21 protein-coding genes, 1 pseudogene and 1 riboswitch are annotated in these 23,376 nt (G+C 59.0%); of the genes and pseudogenes, 14 read left to right on the top strand and 8 right to left on the bottom strand.

The features are described from left to right. Window positions 1–3 precede the first annotated feature (3 nt). Window positions 4–1,341: a sigma-54-dependent transcriptional regulator gene (locus ACWGKN_RS00320; protein WP_452094465.1), complete on the top strand. Its 1,338-nt coding sequence runs from the start codon at window positions 4–6 to the stop codon at window positions 1,339–1,341. A gap of 109 nt (window positions 1,342–1,450) precedes the next feature. Here ACWGKN_RS00320 and nrfA read toward each other — a convergent pair whose 3' ends face one another. Further along, window positions 1,451–2,959: an ammonia-forming cytochrome c nitrite reductase gene (gene nrfA / locus ACWGKN_RS00315; RefSeq protein ID WP_452094464.1), complete on the bottom strand. Its 1,509-nt coding sequence runs from the start codon at window positions 2,957–2,959 to the stop codon at window positions 1,451–1,453. A 432-nt stretch (window positions 2,960–3,391) separates the two neighbouring features. On the opposite strand from nrfA, the gene ACWGKN_RS00310 reads away from it, so the two are divergent. From ACWGKN_RS00310 to ACWGKN_RS00280, 7 genes are all read left to right on the top strand, one after another. Then, window positions 3,392–3,598 (top strand): hypothetical protein, encoded by a 207-nt coding sequence (locus tag ACWGKN_RS00310; RefSeq protein ID WP_424254458.1) that lies wholly within the window; start codon window positions 3,392–3,394, stop codon window positions 3,596–3,598. 279 nt (window positions 3,599–3,877) lie between these two features. Beyond that, on the top strand, window positions 3,878–4,933 hold the full coding sequence (locus ACWGKN_RS00305; RefSeq protein WP_452094463.1) for an OmpA family protein: 1,056 nt from the start codon (window positions 3,878–3,880) through the stop codon (window positions 4,931–4,933). 104 nt (window positions 4,934–5,037) lie between these two features. Beyond that, a riboswitch (cyclic di-AMP (ydaO/yuaA leader) is annotated at window positions 5,038–5,179 on the top strand. Between the two features lie 264 nt (window positions 5,180–5,443). Further along, on the top strand, window positions 5,444–6,817 hold the full coding sequence (locus ACWGKN_RS00300; protein ID WP_452094462.1) for a TrkH family potassium uptake protein: 1,374 nt from the start codon (window positions 5,444–5,446) through the stop codon (window positions 6,815–6,817). A 14-nt stretch (window positions 6,818–6,831) separates the two neighbouring features. Continuing rightward, complete coding sequence (locus ACWGKN_RS00295; protein ID WP_035233814.1) at window positions 6,832–7,488, top strand: potassium channel family protein; 657 nt, start codon at window positions 6,832–6,834, stop codon at window positions 7,486–7,488. A gap of 226 nt (window positions 7,489–7,714) precedes the next feature. Beyond that, the gene (locus ACWGKN_RS00290) at window positions 7,715–8,341 is read left to right on the top strand and encodes a M23 family metallopeptidase (protein ID WP_035233816.1); all 627 of its coding nucleotides are present in this window, start codon (window positions 7,715–7,717) and stop codon (window positions 8,339–8,341) included. After that, window positions 8,338–8,565: a hypothetical protein gene (locus tag ACWGKN_RS00285; protein WP_035233822.1), complete on the top strand. Its 228-nt coding sequence runs from the start codon at window positions 8,338–8,340 to the stop codon at window positions 8,563–8,565. The genes ACWGKN_RS00290 and ACWGKN_RS00285 overlap by 4 nt, the downstream gene beginning before the upstream one ends. Window positions 8,566–8,661: 96 nt before the next feature. Continuing rightward, window positions 8,662–9,735 carry an ADP-ribosylglycohydrolase family protein gene (locus ACWGKN_RS00280; protein ID WP_035233824.1) on the top strand — a complete coding sequence of 358 codons (1,074 nt, stop codon included), beginning with the start codon at window positions 8,662–8,664 and terminating at the stop codon, window positions 9,733–9,735. A 78-nt stretch (window positions 9,736–9,813) separates the two neighbouring features. Here the strand turns inward: ACWGKN_RS00280 and ACWGKN_RS00275 are convergent, their stop codons facing one another. Both ACWGKN_RS00275 and ACWGKN_RS00270 read right to left on the bottom strand, forming a co-directional pair. Further along, window positions 9,814–10,371, bottom strand: a complete 558-nt coding sequence (locus ACWGKN_RS00275) for a DJ-1 family glyoxalase III (protein WP_035233828.1) — start codon at window positions 10,369–10,371, stop codon at window positions 9,814–9,816. Window positions 10,372–10,558: 187 nt separating this feature from the next. Continuing rightward, entirely contained in the window at window positions 10,559–10,735 is a 177-nt protein-coding gene (locus ACWGKN_RS00270) for a hypothetical protein (RefSeq protein WP_452094461.1), read from the bottom strand. Between the two features lie 239 nt (window positions 10,736–10,974). On the opposite strand from ACWGKN_RS00270, the gene ACWGKN_RS00265 reads away from it, so the two are divergent. Beyond that, window positions 10,975–11,484, top strand: a complete 510-nt coding sequence (locus ACWGKN_RS00265; RefSeq protein WP_035233833.1) for a PaaI family thioesterase — start codon at window positions 10,975–10,977, stop codon at window positions 11,482–11,484. A gap of 491 nt (window positions 11,485–11,975) precedes the next feature. Beyond that, window positions 11,976–12,731, top strand: a complete 756-nt coding sequence (locus ACWGKN_RS00260; protein ID WP_452094460.1) for an MltA-interacting MipA family protein — start codon at window positions 11,976–11,978, stop codon at window positions 12,729–12,731. 147 nt (window positions 12,732–12,878) lie between these two features. Here the strand turns inward: ACWGKN_RS00260 and ACWGKN_RS00255 are convergent, their stop codons facing one another. The 3 genes from ACWGKN_RS00255 to cooS all read right to left on the bottom strand — a co-directional run bounded on the left by ACWGKN_RS00255 (window position 12,879) and on the right by cooS (window position 16,683). Continuing rightward, a complete protein-coding gene (locus ACWGKN_RS00255) occupies window positions 12,879–14,138 on the bottom strand; it encodes an NAD(P)/FAD-dependent oxidoreductase (RefSeq protein WP_452094459.1) in 1,260 nt (419 codons plus the stop codon). Window positions 14,139–14,143: 5 nt separating this feature from the next. Then, complete coding sequence (locus ACWGKN_RS00250; RefSeq protein ID WP_452094458.1) at window positions 14,144–14,650, bottom strand: 4Fe-4S dicluster domain-containing protein; 507 nt, start codon at window positions 14,648–14,650, stop codon at window positions 14,144–14,146. Between the two features lie 113 nt (window positions 14,651–14,763). Further along, window positions 14,764–16,683, bottom strand: coding sequence for an anaerobic carbon-monoxide dehydrogenase catalytic subunit (gene cooS, locus ACWGKN_RS00245; RefSeq protein ID WP_452094457.1), 1,920 nt, complete (start codon window positions 16,681–16,683; stop codon window positions 14,764–14,766). 571 nt (window positions 16,684–17,254) lie between these two features. On the opposite strand from cooS, the gene ACWGKN_RS00240 reads away from it, so the two are divergent. The 3 genes from ACWGKN_RS00240 to ACWGKN_RS00230 all read left to right on the top strand — a co-directional run bounded on the left by ACWGKN_RS00240 (window position 17,255) and on the right by ACWGKN_RS00230 (window position 20,918). Next, window positions 17,255–17,656, top strand: coding sequence for a hypothetical protein (locus tag ACWGKN_RS00240; protein ID WP_424254636.1), 402 nt, complete (start codon window positions 17,255–17,257; stop codon window positions 17,654–17,656). Window positions 17,657–17,849: 193 nt separating this feature from the next. Beyond that, window positions 17,850–18,119: a hypothetical protein gene (locus ACWGKN_RS00235; protein WP_035233841.1), complete on the top strand. Its 270-nt coding sequence runs from the start codon at window positions 17,850–17,852 to the stop codon at window positions 18,117–18,119. A gap of 90 nt (window positions 18,120–18,209) precedes the next feature. Then, complete coding sequence (locus ACWGKN_RS00230) at window positions 18,210–20,918, top strand: DEAD/DEAH box helicase (RefSeq protein WP_035233843.1); 2,709 nt, start codon at window positions 18,210–18,212, stop codon at window positions 20,916–20,918. 287 nt (window positions 20,919–21,205) lie between these two features. Here ACWGKN_RS00230 and istA read toward each other — a convergent pair. Continuing rightward, window positions 21,206–21,898 (bottom strand): annotated as a pseudogene (gene istA, locus ACWGKN_RS00225) (IS21 family transposase); the annotation flags it as partial. Next, the gene (locus tag ACWGKN_RS00220) at window positions 21,895–22,281 is read right to left on the bottom strand and encodes a hypothetical protein (protein WP_035233845.1); all 387 of its coding nucleotides are present in this window, start codon (window positions 22,279–22,281) and stop codon (window positions 21,895–21,897) included. The pseudogene istA and the gene ACWGKN_RS00220, both read right to left, overlap by 4 nt. Window positions 22,282–22,694: 413 nt before the next feature. Between ACWGKN_RS00220 and ACWGKN_RS00215 the strand changes: the two genes are divergently transcribed. After that, the gene (locus ACWGKN_RS00215) at window positions 22,695–23,285 is read left to right on the top strand and encodes a transposase (protein WP_452094456.1); all 591 of its coding nucleotides are present in this window, start codon (window positions 22,695–22,697) and stop codon (window positions 23,283–23,285) included. Window positions 23,286–23,376 lie beyond the last annotated feature (91 nt).

The following is a 23,376-nucleotide window of genomic DNA, read 5'->3' as shown; positions in this document are numbered from 1 at the left end:
ACTATGCCAAGGATACTCCTCGCTGAAGACGACGAGATCATGCGGATCTCGATTTACGACCGATTACGGAAGTACGGCTGGCAGGTGGATGAGGCCAGAGACGGTCTCGAGGCCATGAGCCTGTTCGAGAAAAACCATTACCAGCTGATCATCTCGGACATCCGCATGCCCGGCCTCGACGGCCTGTCCCTGCTGGACAAGGTGCGGCGGCAGAACCAGGAGACCGACATCATCATCATGACCGCCTACGGCTCGGTCGATGACGCACTCAACTGTCTGCGCCAGGGGGCAACCGACTATATCCTCAAGCCGTTCGATCTCGACGACCTGGTCATCCGGGTCACCCGTCTCCTCAACCACCAGGCGATCAAGGCCCGGTGCGAAATTCTCGAAGACACCTGCCGCCACAACCATGAGCGGGAACTGTTCGGCACCAGTCCGGCCATGCAGCAGGTCTATGCGCTCATCGCCCAGGCGGCGCCGACCAATGCCACCATCCTGATCACCGGCGAATCCGGCACCGGCAAAGAGCTGGCGGCCAGGGCAATCCACAGCGCCAGCCCCCGGCACGATAAACCCTTTGTCTCGATCAACTGCGCGGCAATCCCCGAGGGGCTGATCGAGTCCGAGCTGTTCGGCCACGAGCGGGGGGCGTTCACCGGCGCCGACCAGCGCCGCAAAGGCAAATTCGAGCTGGCCGACAACGGCACCCTCCTCCTCGACGAACTCGGCGATCTGCCGGGGCCGCTGCAGGCCAAACTGCTCAGGGTCCTCCAGGAAAGCCGGTTCGAGCGGGTCGGGGGAACCAAAACGATCCGGGTCGACGTCCGGATCCTGGCCTGCACCTCGAAAGACCTGCACCACGAGGTGGAGGCCGGCCGCTTTCGCCGGGATCTCCTCTATCGCCTGCAGGTCATTCCCCTGCATATGCCGCCGCTGCGGGAACACAAGGAGGACATCACCGATCTTTGCAATGCATTTCTCAAGGAGTTCAATACATTACATTGGAAATCGGCAAGAATCACCAAGGAGGCCATCGATTGCCTCAGGCAGTACGATTTCCCCGGCAACACCCGGGAACTGCGCAACCTGATGGAGAGGGCCGCCGTGCTCTGCCGCGGACCGGAGATCACCCCCGCCGATCTGCCCCTGGAGATCACCAGCAAGGCGAGTCGGCTCGATGCCGGTTTCAATCTCAGCGCCAGACTGGCCGTGGCCGAGAGGGACTGCCTGCTGACCGCCCTGCGGCACTGCAACGGCAGCCGGACCGAAGCGGCCAGGCTGCTGGGCATCAGCCGGAAAAATCTGTGGGAGAAGATGAAGGGGTACAGCCTGGAATAGACGAAGGGCTGCATTTTCAGAACTGCAGCCCTTCACCCGGAGGTCCCGAGTCATCCGGCCCGCCCTGAACGGCGTACCGGATGACCGGACGGGGAGAGTCGCCCCCGGCTTATTTGGAATACGAGGAACGATCGCTCATTCCCTGGCGCGACTCCATGTTGAGACGGCCCTTGGCCACCGCCTCCTTGTTCCACTCCTGCACCAGCGCGGCCTTGAACGCCAGTTTTTCCGAGACCTCTTTCGCCATGTCGATGCCGGCCAATGCCTGGGCCTTCTCCTTGGTGGAGAAGTCGGGGACCTGGTAGCCGATCACCCCGTGGCGGGCGAGCACCGCCGCCAGCTTGACCCGTGCCTGCTGGGCGAGGTCGTTGGCCTGGGCGATCAGCCGCAGGGTCTCCTCCGGGTTATGGAAATAACTGCCATGGCCGGCGATCGAATAATCCCAGCGCCACTGGCCGTGCCGGATGTCCTGGAGGATGTCCTTCATCTCCTCCTCGGTGGCGCCCGCCTCCCAGGCCTTACCGGCCTCGAGATGGGCCCGGGCCAGGCCGTTCATGGCGAGTTCCATCAGCTCCTCCTTACGCTCGAGCTTGACGGCGAGATGGCTGCGGAATTCCTCCTCGCTCTGGTCGTGGCAGTTGAGGCAGGTATTGGCGATATTGTCGAGGGGGCTGGCGATATGATGGTCGGTGAAGGTGACGCCGCCCTCGGTCCTGCTCGGCATATGGCAGTCGGCGCAGGACACCCCGCGTCGGCCGTGGGTGCCGCTGACGAACAGCTCGTAATCGGGATGCTGGGCCTTGAGCATCGGCGCCTTGCTGATGGCATGGGTCCAGTCGGAGAAGTTCATCGCGTCGTAGTATGCCTCCACATCCTCGCCCTTGAAGCCCTTGTCCCAGGGGAAGGTGACGGTCATCGTGGCCTTCTTCCCGCCCTTGGCGTCGGTCTCCTCGGTCTTCTTGAAGTAGTACTCGACATGGCACTGGGCGCAGACCAGCGAGCGCATATCACTCTTGCTGACCTTGGCGACATCGACACCCGAGGCGGCAAGACCACGTTTGAGGTAGGGGCGGGAAAGAGCGAGGTCGCCGGTCTTGCTGTCGTGACAGTCGGCGCAGCCGATGGGGTTCACCACCTCGCTGCCGTATTTGGCCCATTTGCCGGTGAAGTATTCCTTCTCTCCGACCTCCTTCATCAACCGGGGCACATCGGGTGATTTGCAGCTCCAGCAGGCGGTCGGCAGCGGCCCGGTGATGGGACTGACCGGGGCGCCGGTCCGCAGGGTGTTGACCACATCCTGGACGGCATAGAAGTGGCCGCGCGGGGCATTATAGTCCTTGGAAAAGGGATATCCGGCCCAAAGAATCGGCAGCTGCGGCTTTTTCTTCAGCATGTCGTCGATTTTTTCACTCTTGCCGGTCTCTTTCCACGAAGCATACTGCCGGGGGTAATGTTTGCCCCACACTTCGTTTTTCGATTCGACACCGTCCTCCTTGATCACCGGTCTTTTTTCCTCCCCCTTCTGCCCGGCGGCGCCGGCCGGATACGGCGAGGTCAACAGGGCCAGCGCAGCGATGGTCGCCAGGCTGCAGTGCAGCAGCATCCACGATTTTTTCATTTTCTCCTCTCTGATTGAGTGAAACCACATGAGAAACTCCTTGGTTTCTGTAACTTTAGCAAATATCGTTCCTGAAAATATTTCCATTGATTTCAATACGAAGACAGAGCAGATGGCACATTGTGTTACTAGAAGGTAACGCAGGAAAATGAGCATGTTACCATTTGGTAGCAATGATCCCCGGCATCCTCTCCATTTCATACTCCCCATCGGACCTTGCCCCGGATCGACTGTCGATCTGGCAGCAATCGAGCTCTGCCATTGTTGTACCGGCACAGAGGGGGCAGATCGCAGGGGGCGCTGCAAGCGGTTATCAGGCCATCCTCGGTCTGAACCAGTCGCAACAAAAACCGAGAGGAAATCCCGGGAAGACGCCTTATATTCTCTACCTACCGGGATAGTCTCGGTAGGTGCAATAGAAGGAGGTGCAATATGAGCAATAGACTGTGTGACTCATACAACGGTTGGAATATCGATGTCGATTGCGACAGGAATCCCGGGAGTTTCTGCAGCTTTGACGTCACCGACCCCTATGGCAATTCCCATCATTTTCCGATGGGTGGGGACAGCATCGAGCGTACGCTGGAAAGGGCCAGGGAATTGATCGATCTGGAAACCTCGATGGCGAGTGATGCCTGAAACTTCCGTTCCTCTAGACCCGGAGAGAAGCTCGATGTTTTCTCTCCGGCCCCCTGTATCCGAGGTTTCGCGCGTTGATTTCGCAAGGCGAAAAATCGGAACCTTCGTACAATGCGCTGAATATTTTAGTGGCGTCTATCATCATTACGAACAAGTTCATGGTTGTTTGAAGATAAACAATAACGGATCAGGCTGGGTGTTGCGTATGCTTTCTTATTCGCACCTATCTGTCGACAACAACCTTGATCATACAACGATCAAATCAGAAAAAAGGAAATTATGAGCACACTGCGAGCGAGAGGGCGATCAGTCTTTCTGGCGATAATGTTGACAATCGGCGGTTGCGCCATGCAGCAACCCGTGCCGTTACCGTCGACCTTCGAGGTTCAACCTCTGGTCAAGGAGATGTGGACGCCGAAGGCCGACAACCTGGTACTCGTCCTGGACGCCTCGTCTTCGATGTCTCAAGGCTACAACGGTTTCGAAAAATTTGATATCGGCCGCAGGATGCTGTCACGTTTCAATAAAACCATGCCCGATCTTTCAATCAACGTTGAATTGCGCAGTTTCGGCCATTCGCTGAGCTATTCTCTTGCAAGCACGGTCCCGGTGTATGGCTTGAGCCCCTATTCACGTGCCGGCGTGGCCAATGCCCTGTCTACCATTGTCCCGGCCGGCGGTCCCAGCCCGATGGAAAAATCGCTGCAGGCGGTGGCGGACGATCTAAAGGGCGCCGAGGGCAAAATCGCGATGGTTGTGGTCAGTGACGGCAAGGACATGGGCAATGCCCCGATGGCGGCGGCCAGGGAATTGAACGCCCGGTACGGCGACCGGCTGTGCATCTATACCGTGCTGGTCGGCGACGACGCCGCCGGCCGCACCCTGCTCTCCGGGATCAGCCAGGTTACGCGGTGCGGACAGGCCATCACTGCCGACGATGTCAACACCGGTGCGGCAATGGCCGATTTCGTGACGACCGTGCTCCTCGACAAAGCCGACAGTTGGATATTCAAGGACATCAAATTTGAAAGCGACAAGGCGGTATTGATGGCCAGTTCCTTTCCGACTTTGGACAGGATTCTCCAGATCCTGCGCGACAACCCTGAACTGTCAGTTGAAATTCAAGGCCATACCGACAGCACCGCGTCAGCCGTCTACAACATCGACCTGTCCCAGCGCCGCGCCCAGGCGGTAATGCAATTCCTGCAAGGAAAGGGGATCGCCGCTGCACGGATGACCGCCCGTGGCTATGGCGAGGGCAGGCCCATCGACACCAACGACACCGAAGAGGGCAAGGCCAACAATCGCCGGGTCGAACTCAAACCGCTGCCGTAGCCCCCCGCCGCCGGTCGGTGTCGGCAAATACTGGTTTTCTTTTTTTCCGAAGTGATATATATGCTTCGCCATGACGACTGGGCGCGATTGCCGATGATCGCTCGCGCTGCAGTCTGCTGAATCCCGTCCGGGTGGACGGGAACGGGGGACCCGATTCCAAGGGGCGTATCACCGGGAAACCGGCGTAGGGCAATCTCTTCGGCCCGAGCCCGACAGCTAACCTCGTAGGCATCGAAGGGAAAGCGCTCCAATCTGCATAGAGGCCTTTCCCATGATTTTGTTCTGGAGATGCGCTATGCCCACTCGCCTCCAGGCCGCCGGTGATTCTATCCGGACGGCCGACCCGGTTTTTCTTTTGCCACCTTCGTCAATACCCGGAAAATACCACACCTGGCGCCCCGGCACAAACCGCTGAGAGCATTGCCGCGTTTCCGATGGCGGCGCCACAGGACACTCTCGTCCTGATGTTGCCGGCTTGGACACTGCCTTTTTTTCCTTGAGTAAACAGAGATGGCACATAGTAGTCACATGCTGAAGATGCATCCGGCGGCCCTGGTTCTGTCGAGTTTCCTTCTGCTCATCCTGGCCGGCAGCCTTCTGCTCCGCCTCGGGATATCGACCGTCGACGGCTTCATCCCCTGGATCGACGCCCTGTTCACCGTCACCTCGGCCGTCTGTGTCACCGGCCTGGTGGTGGTCGATACCGGCAGCTGTTTCACCACCTTCGGCCAATGCGTGATCCTGGCCCTCATCCAGATCGGCGGTCTCGGGGTGATGACGATCTCGGTCGCCCTGTTCACCTGGCTCGGCCGTTCGGTTTCAGTCCGCCACCGCATGGTCATGCAGGACCTGTTCACCCATACGCCGCGCCAGGATATCTATCAACTTGTCAGGAGCGTCATCATCTTCACCCTGTCGACCGAGACCGTCGGGGCGATCCTGTTGACAACGCACTGGGTCGGCGAGATGCCGTTGGAGAAGGCGGTATATTACGGGGTCTTCCACTCGATTTCGGCCTTCTGCAACGCCGGGTTCGCTCTTTTCCCCAACGGCCTGGTGCACTATAGTGGTGCCTGGCTGCTCAACCTGACCATCTGTCTGCTGATCGTCATCGGCGGTATCGGTTTCCCGGTCCTCTACGATCTGCAGGCCTGGTTCCCGGGTCGGGCACCGAAAAAGATGCGGCTTTCGGTGCAAAGCAAGACCGTCCTGCTGACCACCCTGCTCCTGATCATCGGCGGGGCGGTGATGTTTTCCCTGCTGGAGAGCAACAGCCCGCTCCTGGCCGACAGGTCCTTGTCGCAACACATCCTCATTCCCCTGTTCCAGTCGATCACCTGCCGGACCGCCGGCTTCAACACCGTCGACATCGGCTCGCTCAGGGAGGTGACGATCGTCATGATGATTTTTCTGATGTTCGTCGGGGCCTCGCCCGGTTCCTGCGGCGGTGGGGTCAAGACCACGACTCTGGCCCTGCTCACCCTCTTCACCGTCAGCCGGATCCAGCACAGGAAGCGGGTCAACATGTTCAAAAAGAGCATCCCCGAGGCAACTGTGACCCGCAGCATGTCGCTGGTCCTCCTTGCCATCGGCATCATCGGGCTGGTGCTGTTCATGCTGCTGCTCAGTGACTCGTTCATCGTCATCGACGGCGGCCGGACCAGGATCCATACCCTGCAGTACCTGTTTGAAACGGTGTCGGCCTTCGCCACTGTCGGCCTGTCGATGGGGATCACCCCATTTCTCACCACCTGGGATAAGTACTGGATCGTCCTCATCATGATCATCGGCCGGGTCGGTGTTTTGACCTTCTCCTATATCGTGGTCGGCACCGAAGCGACCAGGGGTAAGGAATACTCGGAAGAAAACATGATGATTGGATAAACCGGGGAGACGATATGAAGAAATTTACGGTGATCGGATTGGGCAATTTCGGCTTTCACGCGGCCAAGGCGCTGTTCGAGGAGGGCAACGAGGTCATCGCGATCGATACCGACCGGGCCAAGGTCCAGGCCATCGACCCCTATGCCACCGAGGCGATCGTCCTCGATGCCACCGACAAGGAGGCCCTGCGCTCGCTGGGGCTGGAGGAGATGGAGGCGGTGATCGTCTCCACCGGCACCCGGATCAGCATCAGCATCATGATCTGCCTCTATCTCAATGAGCTGGGGGTGAAACGGATCCTGGCCAAGGCCCTCGATCCCGATCATGAGAAGATCCTGCGCAAGGTCGGGGCCACCGAAGTCATTCATCCCGAACGGGATATGGCGATCCGGGTGTCCCGCTCCCTCTCCCGGCCGAATATGCTCGACTTCATCCCCCTCTCCGACGACTTCGATCTGATCCAGATCGAGCCGCCGCAGGAATTTCTCCACCACAGCCTGAAGGACCTCAACCTCAGGGCCAGGTACAATGTCCACATCATCGCGATCAAAAAACCGGCCCCGAAGGGCTTCGTCCTGGTCCCCCCGGCCGATTACGAAATACAGGTGGGAGACATCCTGATGATTCTCGGCAAGTCGGGAGATATCAAGAAGATCAAGGTACTGATGTAGGCGGAGAACAGGATCGCATCATCTTGAGAACACGGGTTCGGCACCGGTCAGGTGGCAGAAGTCAGCCAGCCGGGCGATGCGCCTGGACAATATTCCCATGCGGGTGGCAATATTTTGTTTGAGGCGATCCGGCCAACGTGGTCCAATGCCGGTAGCAATCCGACAGCAACGACATATCTGTTTTTTTCCAGACACGCCACTCAACGCCCCCTGCGGCCGATCACCGATGTCCATCCCGTTCGCAACACCCGTCCCCTATTTCGCACTCCTCGAGACCGTCAATCAAAGCCTCGCCGGCGTCAGGAACTTCAATTTCTATCCGGGAATGCTCTTCGGCAGCCGCGACAAATGGTGGCCCGATACCGGTTTGCGGCCAACCGCCCATGAGGGGATCGATATCTGCTATTACACCGATGGCGCCGGAAGGGACCAGAGGTTCTCGCCGCGGATTGCCGTCCCGGTCATGGCCTCGGGCCGGACCTTTGCCGTTTGCCGCGATTTCCTCGGCCATTCCGTCTGCATCGACCATGGGGTCGATAATTTCCATAGATTTTTGTCAGTCTATGCCCATATTGTACTGCATCGGCAGGTGAGTATCGGGCAGACGGTCCAGGCCGGCGATGTTGTCGGCACGGTCGCCGATACCACGGGCAGGAAGAACCGAATGCCAGCCCATGTCCATATCTCCCTGATGCGGATCCCGCCGACGGTGCCGCCTGACAGGCTGGACTGGAAGTACATCTGCAGTTCCGACCAGGTCGACCTCATCGACCCGCTGTCGATGCTGGACTGTGATCAGGTGGCGATACATTCGGGGAACCCGTGGAAAAATCAGGAAGAGGCTGCATCATGAACTGGCTCGACAGGATCCCCACATCCCTGCTCATTATCCTGTCGTTGACGCTGGGGCTTGCGCCGTTCACCCCCATGCCGCATCTTGTAGAGAAGATGCGGATGCTGGTGGCCGGCACACTGGTGCGACCGGTCGATGTCTTCGATCTCATCATGCACTCCAGCCCCGTTGTCCTCCTGATCTTGAAGATTGCGCTCAAGCCGTCGTCCAAGGCGAAGGGATAACGCTTCCAGGAGCCGAAACCGACCGGCGCCATCGCCTCGGTCGCCGCCCCGGAACCCATAACCGATCATCAACCCAGTCAACCACAGGATAACGATATGAGCGAGAACACATTGCAGGATCGTGCAGCCGGCGCCATCATGGGCGCCTTCATCGGCGATGCCCTGGCCCTCGGGCCGCACTGGTATTACGACCTGGCGGAGATGCGGCGGGACTACGGCGAATGGATCACCGCCTATACCGACCCCCAACCGCACCGCTACCACGCCGGGCTCAAGGCCGGACAGCTGTCACAGGCCGGCTGGATCCTGAGGCTGATGCTGAACTCGCTGAGCGATTGCGGCGGCTATGATGAGGCCGATTTCTGCCGCAGACTGGAAGAAGAGCTGTTCCCGGAGTTGGATGGCACCCCGGTGAGCGGCCCGGGCGGCTATACCAGCCAATCGATCCGGGAGGCCTGGCGCCGGCGGGTACAGCAGCACCTGCCCTGGACCGAGACCGGCGGCCATGCCGATACCACGGAGGCCATCGAACGGACCCTCGCCATTGCCGTTCGCTATGCCCGGCAACCGCGCCAACTCGCCGCAGCCATCGCCGGCAATACCGTGTTGACCCAGGCCGATGCCACCGTGGTGTCGATGACGGTCGCCTATGGGGCGGTGTTGAGTCTGCTGGTGCAGGGGCACCGGCTCGATACCAGGCTGTCGGGCAGGTTGATGCATCTGGTCAAGGCCGGCGAGCTGCCGTTCCATGCCGTCACCAGCGACAACCTCCAGCCGCCCAGGCCGGGGGACCCCGACCCGCCGCGGGAGGGACGCTTCGCCTCGCCCGATGCCCTGCTGACCCCTTCCTACATGGCGGCCGCGGCCAGCGACCCGGACATCCGGATCGAGCCGGCCTGGAAGGTGTCCCTCGTCTACGGCATGCCCTGCGCCATCTATCATCAACTGCCGGCGGCTTACTACCTGGCGGCCCGGTTTTACGACGATTTCGAATCGGCGCTGCTGCACGCGGTCAACGGCGGCGGCCAGAACCAGGCCCGGGCGATCCTGACCGGGGCGCTGGTCGGGGCGCAGACCGGCCTCTCCGGCATCCCGCCGCGTTTTCTCGATGGCCTGGAAAATTCGGCCGCTCTCTGCCGCCTGGCCGAACAACTCGCAGCCCAGGTATGACAGCTGCGGCCGCCGGTTGCCGCCGCCGGCCGCAGCACCTCGAGGTTCATCCCTCTGCCCGGGGTCGCCGACAACCGATTACGCCTCGATCGCCATCCCGGCGGCCACTTCCTTTTTCTTGTCTTCACCCATGAGCAGACCGAGCAATTCGAGGGCGAATTCAATGGAGGTCCCCGCCCCCTTGGAGGTTACGCAGTTTTTATCAACCACCACCCTCTCGCCGGCATGGGCGCGTGAATGCAGCTGGTCGGCAAACCGGGGGTGGCAGGTGGCATTCTTGCCCTGCAGCAGGCCGTGGTGCTCGAGGACCACGGCCGGGGCGGCGCAGATCGCGCCATAGAGCTTGTTTTCGCTGTTCTGCTTTTTCAGGAGGTCGGCGAGAATGGCCGATTGCTGCAGATTCTGGGCCCCGGGAATGCCGCCGGGGAGGACGATGAGGTCGTAGTCGGTGCCAATGCAGTCGGCAAGACGGACATCGGCCATGACCTTCACCTGGTGCGACGAGGTGACCTGGAGGTTGTCGGCGACGGCCGCCAGATCGACTTGGACCCCGGCCCGACGAAAGACATCGACGATGCTCAGCGCCTCGATCATCTCGAAGCCTTCGGCCAGTGGGACGAGAATTCTCTTTTCCATGGGAGTCTCCTGAGTAATGAGTAAAAATTCGACTTCCTGCGATCCACATCCATCAGAGTAGACCAAAGGTTACCAGCACCCTCTGCGTTCATCCAAGGCGGCGGTTGATCAGGTTGCCGATCCGGACGTAGAGAATGTATTTCGTTCCGGCTGCCCGACCAATTTCGGCGAAATGTGCGATCATGATTCATTTCTCCAGTGACCAACGGATGGTCGAGCGACAGGTCATATCGCACACCTTCATATCGAGGTTCAAATCATAGCCGATGGACGATGTCTCTTGCAAGAGAGATACCCCAGCGCCAACGGCGGCGAGACCTGCGCCGGGATAGGCGATCGTCTTTTTCCCTCCGGCCCGTTTCACTCCGCCGGTCCGGGATCTCGTCGTGACCAGGAGGTATTTTGCCGTGTCTATCCTGAAAAGGGAAGTATATACCGCCATTCACCACGTCCGGGGATACAACTCGATATGATTTCGTTGTATACTGTCGCCGTCAATGGCGGCCATCCCGGCGCCGATCAACGCCGCTCCCGGCTCCGATACCTGAGGCGCAGAGAATTCCGAGGGGCCCCCGATATGGTTAACAGGACCTTGAGATCACTATGATAAACAATACCAGTGAAAACGTATGGGTGCCGCTTCCCAGACTGGATAAGGATTGTTTCGGCTGTGGTTCGGAAAACCATTCCGGCCTGCGGATGACCTTCGAAACAAACGGGAGCCAGATCCGCTCCAGACTCACGGTCCCTTCCCGATTTCGAGGCTGGAGCAAACTGGTGCACGGCGGCGTGATTTCAACCATTCTGGATGAGACCATGAGTTGGGCGGCGATCATCCTCACGAAAAGATTCATATTGACCAAAAAAATGACCATCCAGTTTCAACGGCCGATTTATGTCGAGTCGGCCCTGTGCGGTATCGGTTCCATCAAAGAGCTGACCGGAGAGCGGAGAGCGACCGTGACCGCCGAGCTTTTCGATGATCAGGGGAGGCTGTGCGCCGCATCGGAAGGAGAATTCGTGCTGTACACGAAAGACCAATTTGCGAAATTGGACATTCTTCAAGCCGAATACCTGGAAACAATGGCCGCCGATCTCCACGGCGATGAATGAACGCGCGGCGGATTTCCCGCCGTCAGTTGGATTTTCGCCATTGATGAAGCCCCCGGTTGTCCCAGTATCCTGAGCATAATCCGGCGATCATCTCAACGACCGGCAGCAGCGAGGCGGCAGGTGGCGAGCCCGACAGATTCCTCGGAGATCGGGCAGGGTCCAAAACAGCCGCCGGTGGCGTTTTTTTATGAAACATATTTACATATATGTCGGAACATAAATGTAAATATGATAATTTTGTAACGAAATGACAACGAAAAACACCTCACCCTATCGCCCCGCAAATCTTCATCCCACTATTTTCACTGCTAAAATATAAATACCGTGGTGCCGCTGAAAAGATGGCATCATTCGTGCTCAATACCTTGGAAACGCAATTGCAGCACCCTGACGGTCAAGGCCTCCCCCTGTACTCTGTTGAGGAAGGAGAGCACTACCCGGTTGACGGCGCTGCGACACACTGGACATGTATCATTACACAAGGAGAGAAGATGAAACGGTTATTTTCCATGGCCGCCCTGGTCGCCCTGGCTGCAGGCGGCGCGGCAACCCAGGCATCGGCAGCTACCGCCACTGCGGCACTCGATGCCAACAGCGCCTACGTCTGGCGGGGCCTGACCTTCAACGACGGCTTCGTCCTCCAGCCCAGCATGGATGTGTCGGCGAATGGTTTCGCCTTCAATGTCTGGGCCAATTACGACCTTGACGACTACGACAACGCCGTGGACGACAACGAGTTTTCCGAGGTCGATCTTACCGGTTCCTACGCCTTTACATTGGGCAAAGTCGATACCAGCGTTGGTATCATCCACTACATTTTCCCGACCACCGATGCCACCGCTGCCGGCGCCGACAGCAGCACCACCGAATTGTTTGCCGGTCTGGGGTATGACCTTGGGGCCGGTTTCGCGCTCTCCACCAAGGTTTACTATGATTTCGACCAGGTGGAAGATTTCTACGTCACTGCCGGCCTGGGATACACCTACGGCATCAATGCCAAGACCACATTGGGCCTGAGCGGCACCGTCAGTTACGCCGGCGAGGATTTTGCCGGCAGCTATGCCGGGGGGACGGATGGCGGGTTCTTCAACTACCTGCTGACCTCCTCGGTGAAATACATGATCACCGATGCCCTGGGCGTGGCCGCCAGTATCAACTACACCGATTCGATGGACGACGATGTCCTTCCCGACGAGGCGGTCGACACCACGGTCTTCGGCGGCGTCAACCTCACCTACACCTTTTAGACTCCGACAATAGCCCCCCTCTCCCCTTCGCGGCCAGGCGCCCATGGGGAGAGGGATTTTATTTCCCGCAGTCCGATCTCCGACCCAAAAAACGCCATCGCTCTTGCCCCGGACGGCTCCGGTCCTCGATCAACACCCCTCCGGTTTTTACCCGCGATCTCTGGCGCAGAGCAGATGGCCGTAATGCAGACGATGGTCGACCAACTGCCGTTTCATGCCGCCCACCTGCATCCGTTCACGAATGACGAGGCGGTACAGGCCGGCATTGGTGATGTCACCCACGAACAAGGCGCCCACCAGACGGTCGCCATCCGGCGTAAAGACCAGCTTGCGATAAGCGTCGGCCGAACCTCGGCACCAGGTTTCGTACTCGGTACCGGCGGTGTGGACGATACCCATCGACACGAAGGGCATGCGGGCCACCTGGGTGGCGTTGAGGACGCCGAAGGTGCCGCCGTACACGCTGGGATATCCGGCCATATTGGCGCCGGCGCAGCGGCCCATCTCCACGGCGTTGGTCCACAGGCCGGTGATTATCGGCGCGCCGGTGATCGGATCATAGGTGACCGCCACGTCGCCGGCGGCGTAGACATCGGGGATGCTGGCATGGGTGTGCTTATCCACCACCACCCCCCGGTCCACCTTGATTGCACCGGCATCGAGCCACTCGGTGTTGGGCCGCACCCCCTTGCCGATACAGACCATCTGGCAGGGCAGTTCCCGGCCATCATCCAGGACCACCCCGGACACCCCCCGGTCGCCGCCGAGGATATGTCCGGCACTGCAGCCGGTAAGAATCCGCAGGCCGGCCTGATCCAGGGCCCGGCGGATCAGCAGGGCATCAGCCGGCTCCATCAGCTGGCTGAGCACCTCGGCGGAATAGACTACCAGAGTGACCTCAATGCCGCGTTCCAGCAGGGCGAAGGCGGCCTTGAGGTTGAGCAGCCCCCCGCCCAGCATCACCGCCCGGGTCGTCTCCTCGGCCCGCCGGGCCGCCTGTCTGGCGTCTTCGAGGGTGCGCAGGGCAAAAACCCCCTGGTGCTCGAGGCCACTGATGCCTGCCGGGATATTGGGGCGACTGCCGGTGGCGATCAGCAACCGGTCGTAGGGGATCGTTTCCCCGTGGTCGGTGACCAGGCGCCTGGCCGGGCTGTCGATCCGCTCAGCCCGGACCCCCAGCGACAGCTCGATCCCCTGGGCCCGATAGGGTCCCCGTCCCTGCAGGAACATGTCGGCAACGCTCTTCTTGCGGCTGACCACAAAGGGGATCAGCGGCCGGAAATAGGGGGCATCGGCCTCATCGCTCAGCACCCGGACCGAACCATGGGGGTCATGATCCCTGATGGCCACGGCGGCGGCCATGCCGGCGGCACTGCCGCCGACAATCACATAGCGTCTGCTCTCCATGGGCACTACCCCTTTTGTCCGGACTGCAGTTCATGGGACGCGGTACGGCGTTTGCCACGGGAAAAAGCGGTCGCGGTCTGATATACCAAGGCCTTGACGGGACAGGCGTCGACACAGGCCGGGACCTCGCGATCCGGGCAGCGATCGCAGCGATATGCCTTATGCTCCTCCAGATGGCGGCCGATCACGCCGTAGGGGCAGACCATCACGCAGGTCCAGCAGCCGATGCATTTATCCCTGTCGGTCATCACTACCCCACCCGGGGTACGGCTGATTGCCCCGGCAATGCAGGCGTGCATGCAGGGTGCATCCTCGCAGTGGCGGCAGACGATGGGAACGGCCGTATCCGGCGCCACCCACTCGACATACAGGCGCGGCTTCGGGGTCGGCGTTTCGGACAGGGCGGCATACAGCGATTGACCGGCGGAATGGGCCACGGCGCAGGCCACTTCACAGCTATGGCAACCCATGCAGCGATCGATCCGGACAAAGATCTCTTTCGGTTGGTTCATGATACTCTCCCGAGAAAACTTCAAGCTTGGCGTTTGCCAACGGGCGGGGGCAATACAGCGGCACCCCCCGCACGAGACGATACCCTGAGGCGGGCAACAACCGCTTTCTCTCTTCAGCCCAGTCCCAATCCCCGGCGCCGCTCGTCGATCGCCGCCAGCAGTTTGTCGGCGGCACTGTCCGGGTCGAGATCGACGATGAAATAGCCGCCGGTGAGATCCTTGACCTTGTCGGTCAGCACCCGGGTCACCAGCCGGCTGCCCAGGACCGGCAGCATCACCCCGACATGGGTGGGCAGACCGGCGGCCACGGCATAGACGCCGATGGAGACGGCCTTTTCCGATACCGCCTCGGCCGCCGAGGCCACGATCGGCAATTGATGGGTGTCCACCCCGAGATACTGCGCCACCGCCACGGTCAGGGCCACCGCCCGGGAGTTGTCGACGCAGGACCCCATGTGCAGCACCGGCGGCAGCGGCCCGCCGAGATCGTTGGCCAGGCCGACGGCGGTCAGCACCGCCTTGAGGCCGTCGCCGCACAGGGCCTCGACATTGGCCGGATCCATGAAGCCATGGCGCATCAGGGCGCCGGCCCCGCAGCCGGTGGCCACCACCAGCACGTTTTCCCTGAGCAGTCTGCGGGCCATCCGCACGAAGTTCCGGTCCTGCGGAACCTTGACGTTGTTGCAGCCGGCGAACAGGCAGACGCCGCGGATGGCGCCGGACTTGATACTGTCGACCAGCGGTTTCAGGGGCTGCTCGGCATCGATTCCGGAGAGGGCGGCGACGATCGCCTCGACCGAAAAACCGGCCACCACCGGGGTCTTGACCGCCGGGATCTCAACCGGCGTATTGCGGCGGCGCCGGAACTGATCGATGGCCTGGTCGATGATCTCATGGGCCTTGGCCGCAGCGGCCTCTTCGCTGAAGTCGACGTGGGTGGCGCCGGTGATTTTGGCGATATCCATCGTGGTGATGATCCGGGTGCCGGTGCACTCGGCGACATTGACCACCGAGGGCATGATGCACTGGTAGTCGACGACCATCGCGTCCACCGCCCCGGTCATAATGGCCATCTCCTGGCTCACCGAATGGGTGCAGGCGGGGATGCCGTGCCGCATCATCACCTCGTTGCCGGTACAGCAGATGCCGACCAGGTTGATGCCGGTAGCTCCTGCCGCCCTGGCGGCCTCCTCCTTCGCTCCGACCGCACCGACCAGGATTTCCGAGAGCACCGGGTTGTGGCCGTGCAGGGCGATGTTGACCGCATCGGCCCGGAGGGTGCCGAGGTTGGCGGACGAGACGGTTGGCCGGGGGATGCCGAAGAGGATGTCGGCCAGATCGGTGCCCATCCAGCAGCCGGCCAGATCGGCCACCCCGCAGCGCAGGCCGGCGAGCAGCAGGTTGACCGGGTCGGCGTCGACGCCGTACAGGGTCCGGTGCATGATCTCGGAGACCTCATGGTCGATGCCCTTCGGCACCAGGTTGAGGTCGGCCAGCACCTTGGCCCGTTCCGGGTTGACCACCGTGGCGGCCCAGAGGACCGGTGTGTCTTTCTCATGGAAGTCGGCCAGGGCGGCATCGGCCACATCGAGGGCGATCTCCCGCTCCTGCCGCCCCTCGGTCGGGATCCCCAGCCGGGCGGCGACGGCCTCCAGTTTGCCGGGCTCCTTGACGGCGTAGGCCTCGGCCTTTCCCATAGCCATTTTCTTCAGGGTATGGGCGAGATGCCTGGCATGGCCGGAGTGGGCCGCCGTGCCGGCGGCGATGGCTCGATCCAGGCCCCGGGCCACCATGACATCGGCGGAGGCGCCGCAGATCCCCTCCCGCGGACCTTCGCCGAACGGATCGATACGACAGGGCCCCTGCAGGCAGTGACGGCAGCAGAGGCCGGTATCGCCGAAACCGCATTGAGGGGTCATGGCGGCATAACGATCCCATACCGTCGTTACATTCTGCGCTTCCGCCCTGGCGATCATCTGCTGAACGGCCGGGTCCCGACTCTTGTCCATTGCCTCTTCCTTCTGCATCACCATGACCAGTCTCCTCCTTTGTTTTATCCGTCACACATCCAACCGCCACTCATCCTGACCTCTTTTACCGGCCTGCCGAACAAAAGCGGGCGGTCGAGGACAATGAACGCCAACTGCGAAATCCCGAGTCGATTCCGATCAGAAGTTTACCCTGACAACGCATCAATGCCATAGCAAAAAATATCCTGTCGGAAACCGGCCGGCCAGACGAGGTGCTGACGCGCCCACGCTGTTCGTGAAGATCCGGGCAATCGCTCGACCGGCACGAGATTGCCGACAAATATGGTCTGCATCTTGCTTAAAAAATAGGGAGATGGCACAACAGACGGAGACGGAAGAGCCCGAAAGTGAAAAAATGAAGGCGGAGCTTATAGCGGTATCTCTTTCTTCCGAAAATCGGTCCGTTTTGTAAGAGATGTTCAACGAGATGGCAGCGGGGGTTCATGCGGCATCACACAGGTTTCCATCTTCAAGGAAGAAAGAAACCTGTATTTCCGCAAATAGGGAAAGCAATCCCGCCAGGCATCGCCCGCATGATGGTCCCGGTTCAATCATGCAACCGAAGAGGGAACTCATGAACATTTCATTCGAGATCATCGAGGGACAGCGGTTTGCATCCAGAGGGAGAGAACCGGACAACATCGGGATACTGGACAGCGACGGTCGCACCTTCATACTGCAACGCGGAAGAGACGGCATATGGTCTATCCCTTTTTCGAATGTTGCCGCCTGGAACAGTGATGCCGACCAGGACTATGCCGCTGAAAATTATGACGCCGACGAGATCGCCGAGATTGTCGGAGCAGATGCCGATCTCTTTGGAATAGCAGCATCTTTTATTGATAAAAGGTTGAGTATCGCAGAGCAGTCCGCAGACTTTCAAATTCCAGAAAGGCCGAGTGGGATTGTATTGATTTTTCATCCCGCACTGGCGACAATGAAAGCGCGGCGGCTTGAGACACATGGGCTTTCATGAGGGGACCGGCCTCCGCAGCACTGATCGAGATCCAGGTCGATATACCGCGAAAATCAATGTTTAAACGACAGCAACCTGTTCCCGGCAACCGATCATGTTTCCGTGATTACGGAAATACATGCCGCCATAATCCGTTTTTCTGGCCAACCATGATACGTCCAGTGGGTCCAATCATTCAGCAGACAGCAAACACATGAAAAGCGCCAGCGAGATCCATATCGGCAAAGAGCTTTATTTGATCCTGGACAAACTGCGCATTATGGAACACGCCTTGACCTATGGCAGAAAAGAAATCGACGATGCCATGGTCGGCGCAATCACCGGCATGACGAGCGAACTCCGCTCGCAACTCGCCGCCGTCATCGAGGCCTATACGGAGCGGGAAATAAAACGCGTTGACGAGCGGTTTTCATCCTCCTCCGGCGGGGCGTCGGATCGTTCATCTCATCCAACACCTGAATGAATTATGGATGGCTGAAACAGGAGAGCCGGCAGGAAGAGTGAGAAAATATAGCCATCATCCCGCATAAACGACAAATGAGCAGAGATACCGATGATTGACCTGAGCCCTCAGTACATAGAAAAACAAGTCGCCGATTCCAAGGCAATCTTCCATCGCGGACTGACGCTTTACGAATTCGGGGCGTTCAATTGCGTCGAAGCCGATCCGGAAAACGGCAATTTTATCTATGAAGTCGATGGAAATTACGGTGATTACACGACCAGGATCAGCCTGGGGAGGGAACCTTCCACCGTCTGTGACTGTCCCTATCCCGGTTCCGGCTGCAAGCATACCGTAGCGGTCATGCTGGACGCCTTTGACCGGATAAGGAAATGGCGGACCACGCCGGTCGACAGGCCGGGTCAGGAATCAGCCACCCTGGATCAGGAACGGTTTCTCACCCCTGGGGAGATACTCCGGCAGGCCCTGGAAGATCGGGCCAACCGGGCAAAAAGAGAAAAGTTCACCGTCGACCCGGGTGATATGTGCAAAGGGGAACATGTCATCACGACTGCCGACGGTCGCCGCTATGTGGTAACCATGCACCATCCGGAACGTGGCGCAGGCCATTGCAGTTGTCCGGACTATCTCACCAATATGCTCGGTACCTGCAAGCACCTGATGCATCTGCACCAACATTTCAAGAGCCGGAAAAATCTACTGAAAAAGGCCCAACATGAGCTCTTCCCCTTTATCGATATCTACTGGGATTCAGTAAGCGGCCTGCCACGGTGTTTCTGTGAGCAACTGGCGGCGGAAAGCCCGCAGCTCCAGCAGACTCTCAGCCGTTTTTTTGACGATCACGGCCTGTACAGCAACGACGATCTGAGCGATTTCCCTCAGCTCATGACCGCTCTGGCTGATGACAAAAGGGTGCGGCTGCGAGACTCGGTTCTCGATCGGGTCAATGATTTCTTCGTCAGAAAAGAGCTGCAGGGGTTGGCTGATTTACCCGTTCCGGCGCCAAGCGGCCTCCGAGCCGAACTCTACCCCTATCAAAAGGAAGGCGTGCGTTTTGCCGTGCACCGCAAGGCCGCCCTGATCGGCGACGAGATGGGACTGGGCAAGACTCTGCAGGCCATCACCCTGGCCCTGGCGAAAAAGGAGCTGTTTGGATTCGGCAAGGTGCTGATCGTCACCCTCTCCTCCCTGAAGGCCCAGTGGCAGCGCGAAATTGACCGGTTCACCGACCAGAAGGCGGTGGTGGTGGCAGGCGGCTTCAACGCCCGAAGAAGCCAGTACCTGGACGATGACAGCCTGTTCAAGATCACCAACTACGAGGCCGTGCTCCGCGATGTCGCCACCATCAGCCGCTTCAAACCCGATCTGATCATCCTCGACGAAGCCCAGCGGATTAAAAACTTCGCCACCAAGACCGCCGTCGCGGTCAAGTCCCTGCCGCGCAAACACGCTCTGGTGCTGACCGGCACGCCATTGGAAAACAAGCTCGAAGACGTCTACTCGATTGTCCAGTTCCTGGAGCCAACCATGCTCGCCCCCCTGTGGAAATTTGCCGCCGACCATTTCCTGCTCAGCCGTACCGGCAAAGGCAAGATCCTCGGCTACCACAACCTCGAAAAACTGCACCAACGGCTACAGCAGGTGGCGATCCGGCGCCGCAAAGAGCAGGTTCTCGCCGAACTGCCCCGGCAAATCACCAACAACTACTACATCGATCTGCACGAACGGCAGCACAAGATCCACACCGGCTACCTCCAGGCCCTGCAGCCGCTGCTGAACAAAAAATACCTCACTCCGGTGGAACTCAAAAGACTCCAGTTGCTGCTCCTGAAAATGCGCCAGGTCTGCAACTCCACCTACCTGATCGACCGCACGACCCACATTTCGCCGAAGTTGAAGGAACTGGAGGGACTGCTCGACGAACTGGTCGTTCAGAACGGCCACAAGGTGGTGATCTTCTCCGAGTGGACGACGATGACCATGCTGATCGGCAAACATCTGTCCCAGGCGGCGATTCCCTTCGTCGAACTGTCCGGCAAGATTCCGATCAACAAGCGCCAGGCCTTGATCGACGAATTCACCAGCAATCAGAACTGCAAGGTCTTTCTTTCCACCGACGCCGGCGGCACCGGCCTCAACCTCCAGGCGGCGGACTGCGTCATCAATTTCGAGCTGCCCTGGAACCCGGCGCGGCTCAATCAGCGCATCGGCCGGGTCAGCCGGATCGGCCAGCTGAGCAGTTGCATCAACGTGGTCAACCTGATCGCCAAGGGCAGCATCGAAGAAAAGATCTTTGCCGGTATCCAATTGAAAACCGATCTCTTCAAGGGCGTCTTCGACGGCGAAGGAGACAGGGTCGAGTTCTCCCGGGAAAAACGCCTGGAGATGCTCAACCAACTCCGTGAACTGATGGGAGAGGAACCGCAGCCGGCGGTCGGCAACGGTTACGATCAGGAGGAAATCCCTGAAGATACCCCGCATTTTCTGAACCCCAAGGTACTGGCGGAGGATCGGCAAGTCGGCTATGCCGATGAAGAACCTGAGATGGTTGTCTTGACTGGGCCGGAGGTCGACGGCACCGGGCAAGATGACGGAAGCCACTCTCACCACCCTGATCCAGATTCCCACTCCGCCGAGAAAATGGAACAGGTCCTCAACCAGGGGATGTCCTTTCTCTCCGGGATTCTGGAAATGGCCACCGGCAGAAAAATCCAACCGACAGGGGAGGACGGCCGCTTGCTGCACATTGATAAAACAACCGGAGAGGTGACGATGAAGTTCAAACTACCGGGGTTTTGAGGGGAGAAGGAACTGGATACAAAATTGCCACGAGGGGATATCTGAGCTTTGCAGATGTGAGTATCGAGTGACTGCCGATCATGACGATCATGCTGATACATCGGCAAAAACACTTCAAAGCAGAAAAGGGGTTATGCCGATGAATCGCAACCCCTTATTCTATTGGTGCCCCGGCAGGAATCGGACCTGCGGCACCAGGATTAGGAAGATTAACTTCCGATCGGGGCATTCGTTCCGGGCCATTAAAGACGTCTTCTCGGAGTGGGGAATCAGCATGTCTCAATCCCCTCTGATCGGGGCATTCGTTCCGGGGTTGCTACTGTTGATAACAAGAAAAAGAAACCATAGTGATTGGCGAAATCCAGATACTTGGGATTGAAAACCGGGTCTTGTCCGGTGATTCTTTTCAAAACCGCCGACTTGAGATTGTCGACCATGACCTTTTGCGGGACACCGCCGAAGAACTCGAATGCCCTCTGGTGGCAGCCGAGAAAATGCTCCATGGTCCGGGAAACGGTGAACTCCACATACATCATCCGGCAATGGCAGAGGACCATGACAAAAAAGCTCAACTTTCGCCGGGTATTGCCGACCGCCACCGATTGGTATGAGCCCCAGTCCACCTGAGCACATTCACCCGGAGCAAAGACCAGCTTCAGGAAGGCTTTCCGTGGTCGTGGCCTGACCTTGCGGACATACTCCTTGACGGTGGTGTAACCGCCGGCATACCCCTGCCCGGTTATCTGCTGGAATACCTGTTGGGCGCTGTAGGGATGACGCTCCAGCATTCTGACTATATCGTTTTTGTAGGGATCGAGCTTACTGACGCGCAGCCCCGGCAAGCGGAGCTGGAATCTTTCCTGATTCATCCATTTCCCCACGGTGCGACAGTCCAGGCCAAGTTCCACGGCGATCTGCCCGGCCTTCAGTCCCTGTTCCAGAAACCGTTCGATCCGGCAGAACTGGTCATAATCGATCATGCGCCACCTCCCATCATCTGCCTGTGAATCTGACCCATGGAACAGGGCTCGCCGGTGGCGGCGACCGGTTCCCGCCGGTGATCCAGGGCAAGAACCTGATAGAGCGGCTTCCTGAAGGCGATCAGCCTCTGCTCGACAAGCGCCTCGCGCGCTTTGCCCAGCAGGTCTTCATTCAGGCCGAGTCGCTTCTGCAGGCTTGCATCGCCGTAGTAACTCAAGCCCCGGGCATCACTGACCGTGACGAGAAAAAGATACAGCGCCGCCGCTCCGTTACTCAGACCGTCAATGTAACGCTCACGGACCAGACGGTGATCCACCCAGCTGAATTGTTCGGGAACCTTGCGGATCAGGTGTGGACAGATGGGGACTTTGTCGGTTGTCATGCTGACCTCCTTTGCAACAAAATGGTTGGTTGAGAATATCCTGCCCCAATTGTTGCAGACGACGGCCTATGGTGACTATGTCATCTTGTAACGGCGATCCCGTTAATTGTGCCAATAACCCCAGAAAAACAAGAGGTTGCGCCGACAAGAGATCTTGTAACGCATGGCTCGACAACTGCCGTGTAAGATCTTGTTTTTTCACCGAATTCAGCGTTGAGCACTCTTGTAACGGTTCCGACTGCCCGTGTTTTTTTCGCCAATATCCCGGATGACACTTGCGCCACTGCTGCACCCGGCAGGTGTTATCGGTTCCCTGGAAGTAGTCGTGGTTCGCCGGTTTTTCCAGCCATTTTTTCTGACTGGCCGCCTTGCTCGCCTTCCGACATTCAGGCTGAGAACAGTCCTTCTGCCTTGTGACATTGCGCGGATCAGGTCGAAATAACTGCCTGCAGTGCGGGCACTTAGGTTTTCTCGATTGTCGCATAAATCTGAGTCCTCCTCAGATTTATGATCACTCCTGGAAGTTCTGGAAGAAAAGCAAAAAGGGTCAGGTGCTGCTGTTTCCCGAGTATCGGATCGATACCTATTGGTGCAGCGTCGAACAGTTACCGCCCGATGAGGTGATCAGGCTGTATCACGATCACGGCACCAGCGAGCAGTTTCACGCCGAACTGAAATCCGACATGGCTCTGGAACGCTTGCCAAGCGGTCGTTTTGCCAGCAACAGTTTGATTCTCCACCTGGCGATGCTGACCTACAACATGCTGCGGATCATCGGGCAGATCAGCCTTGAGGAAAGCGATCCCAACGAACTGCCTGGCATCCGCAACAAGAAAGTGCTCCGGCGCCGCATCCGAACGGTCATGCAGGATTTGATGTATATGGCCGGTCGACTGGTGACCCGGGGCAGGCAATGGTACCTGTCGTTTGGCCAGCTGAATCCATTTTCCAAGATGATGGAGCGGATATATCATCGGCTGAATTTGCTGCCCGCGATGAAGTAGTCAGGTTTTCAACGAGCAAACGATAGACAAGAATCAGCTTGGTGATCGGTTATGCCCATAATCTGGCTCATATGCGCATATGCTCGCTAAT

This window comes from Desulfoprunum sp. (assembly GCF_053613775.1).
The sequence above is the reverse complement of the archived record's forward strand: the minus strand, read 5'-3'. Positions and strand labels throughout refer to the sequence as shown.

Bases quoted from the DNA above. Each gene is read 5' to 3' on its own strand.
- ACWGKN_RS00265 (WP_035233833.1), top strand. From the start codon at position 10,975: ATGATAAACAATACCAGTGAAAACGTATGGGTGCCGCTTCCCAGACTG.
- ACWGKN_RS00235 (WP_035233841.1), top strand. From the start codon at position 17,850: ATGAAAAGCGCCAGCGAGATCCATATCGGCAAAGAGCTTTATTTGATC.
- cooS (WP_452094457.1), bottom strand. From the start codon at position 16,683: ATGGTGATGCAGAAGGAAGAGGCAATGGACAAGAGTCGGGACCCGGCC.
- ACWGKN_RS00300 (WP_452094462.1), top strand. From the start codon at position 5,444: ATGGCACATAGTAGTCACATGCTGAAGATGCATCCGGCGGCCCTGGTT.
- ACWGKN_RS00240 (WP_424254636.1), top strand. From the start codon at position 17,255: ATGAACATTTCATTCGAGATCATCGAGGGACAGCGGTTTGCATCCAGA.
- ACWGKN_RS00220 (WP_035233845.1), bottom strand. From the start codon at position 22,281: ATGACAACCGACAAAGTCCCCATCTGTCCACACCTGATCCGCAAGGTT.
- nrfA (WP_452094464.1), bottom strand. From the start codon at position 2,959: ATGAAAAAATCGTGGATGCTGCTGCACTGCAGCCTGGCGACCATCGCT.
- ACWGKN_RS00280 (WP_035233824.1), top strand. From the start codon at position 8,662: ATGAGCGAGAACACATTGCAGGATCGTGCAGCCGGCGCCATCATGGGC.
- ACWGKN_RS00260 (WP_452094460.1), top strand. From the start codon at position 11,976: ATGAAACGGTTATTTTCCATGGCCGCCCTGGTCGCCCTGGCTGCAGGC.
- ACWGKN_RS00230 (WP_035233843.1), top strand. From the start codon at position 18,210: ATGATTGACCTGAGCCCTCAGTACATAGAAAAACAAGTCGCCGATTCC.
- ACWGKN_RS00290 (WP_035233816.1), top strand. From the start codon at position 7,715: ATGTCCATCCCGTTCGCAACACCCGTCCCCTATTTCGCACTCCTCGAG.
- ACWGKN_RS00305 (WP_452094463.1), top strand. From the start codon at position 3,878: ATGAGCACACTGCGAGCGAGAGGGCGATCAGTCTTTCTGGCGATAATG.
- ACWGKN_RS00320 (WP_452094465.1), top strand. From the start codon at position 4: ATGCCAAGGATACTCCTCGCTGAAGACGACGAGATCATGCGGATCTCG.
- ACWGKN_RS00250 (WP_452094458.1), bottom strand. From the start codon at position 14,650: ATGAACCAACCGAAAGAGATCTTTGTCCGGATCGATCGCTGCATGGGT.
- ACWGKN_RS00285 (WP_035233822.1), top strand. From the start codon at position 8,338: ATGAACTGGCTCGACAGGATCCCCACATCCCTGCTCATTATCCTGTCG.
- ACWGKN_RS00255 (WP_452094459.1), bottom strand. From the start codon at position 14,138: ATGGAGAGCAGACGCTATGTGATTGTCGGCGGCAGTGCCGCCGGCATG.
- ACWGKN_RS00310 (WP_424254458.1), top strand. From the start codon at position 3,392: ATGAGCAATAGACTGTGTGACTCATACAACGGTTGGAATATCGATGTC.
- ACWGKN_RS00275 (WP_035233828.1), bottom strand. From the start codon at position 10,371: ATGGAAAAGAGAATTCTCGTCCCACTGGCCGAAGGCTTCGAGATGATC.
- ACWGKN_RS00295 (WP_035233814.1), top strand. From the start codon at position 6,832: ATGAAGAAATTTACGGTGATCGGATTGGGCAATTTCGGCTTTCACGCG.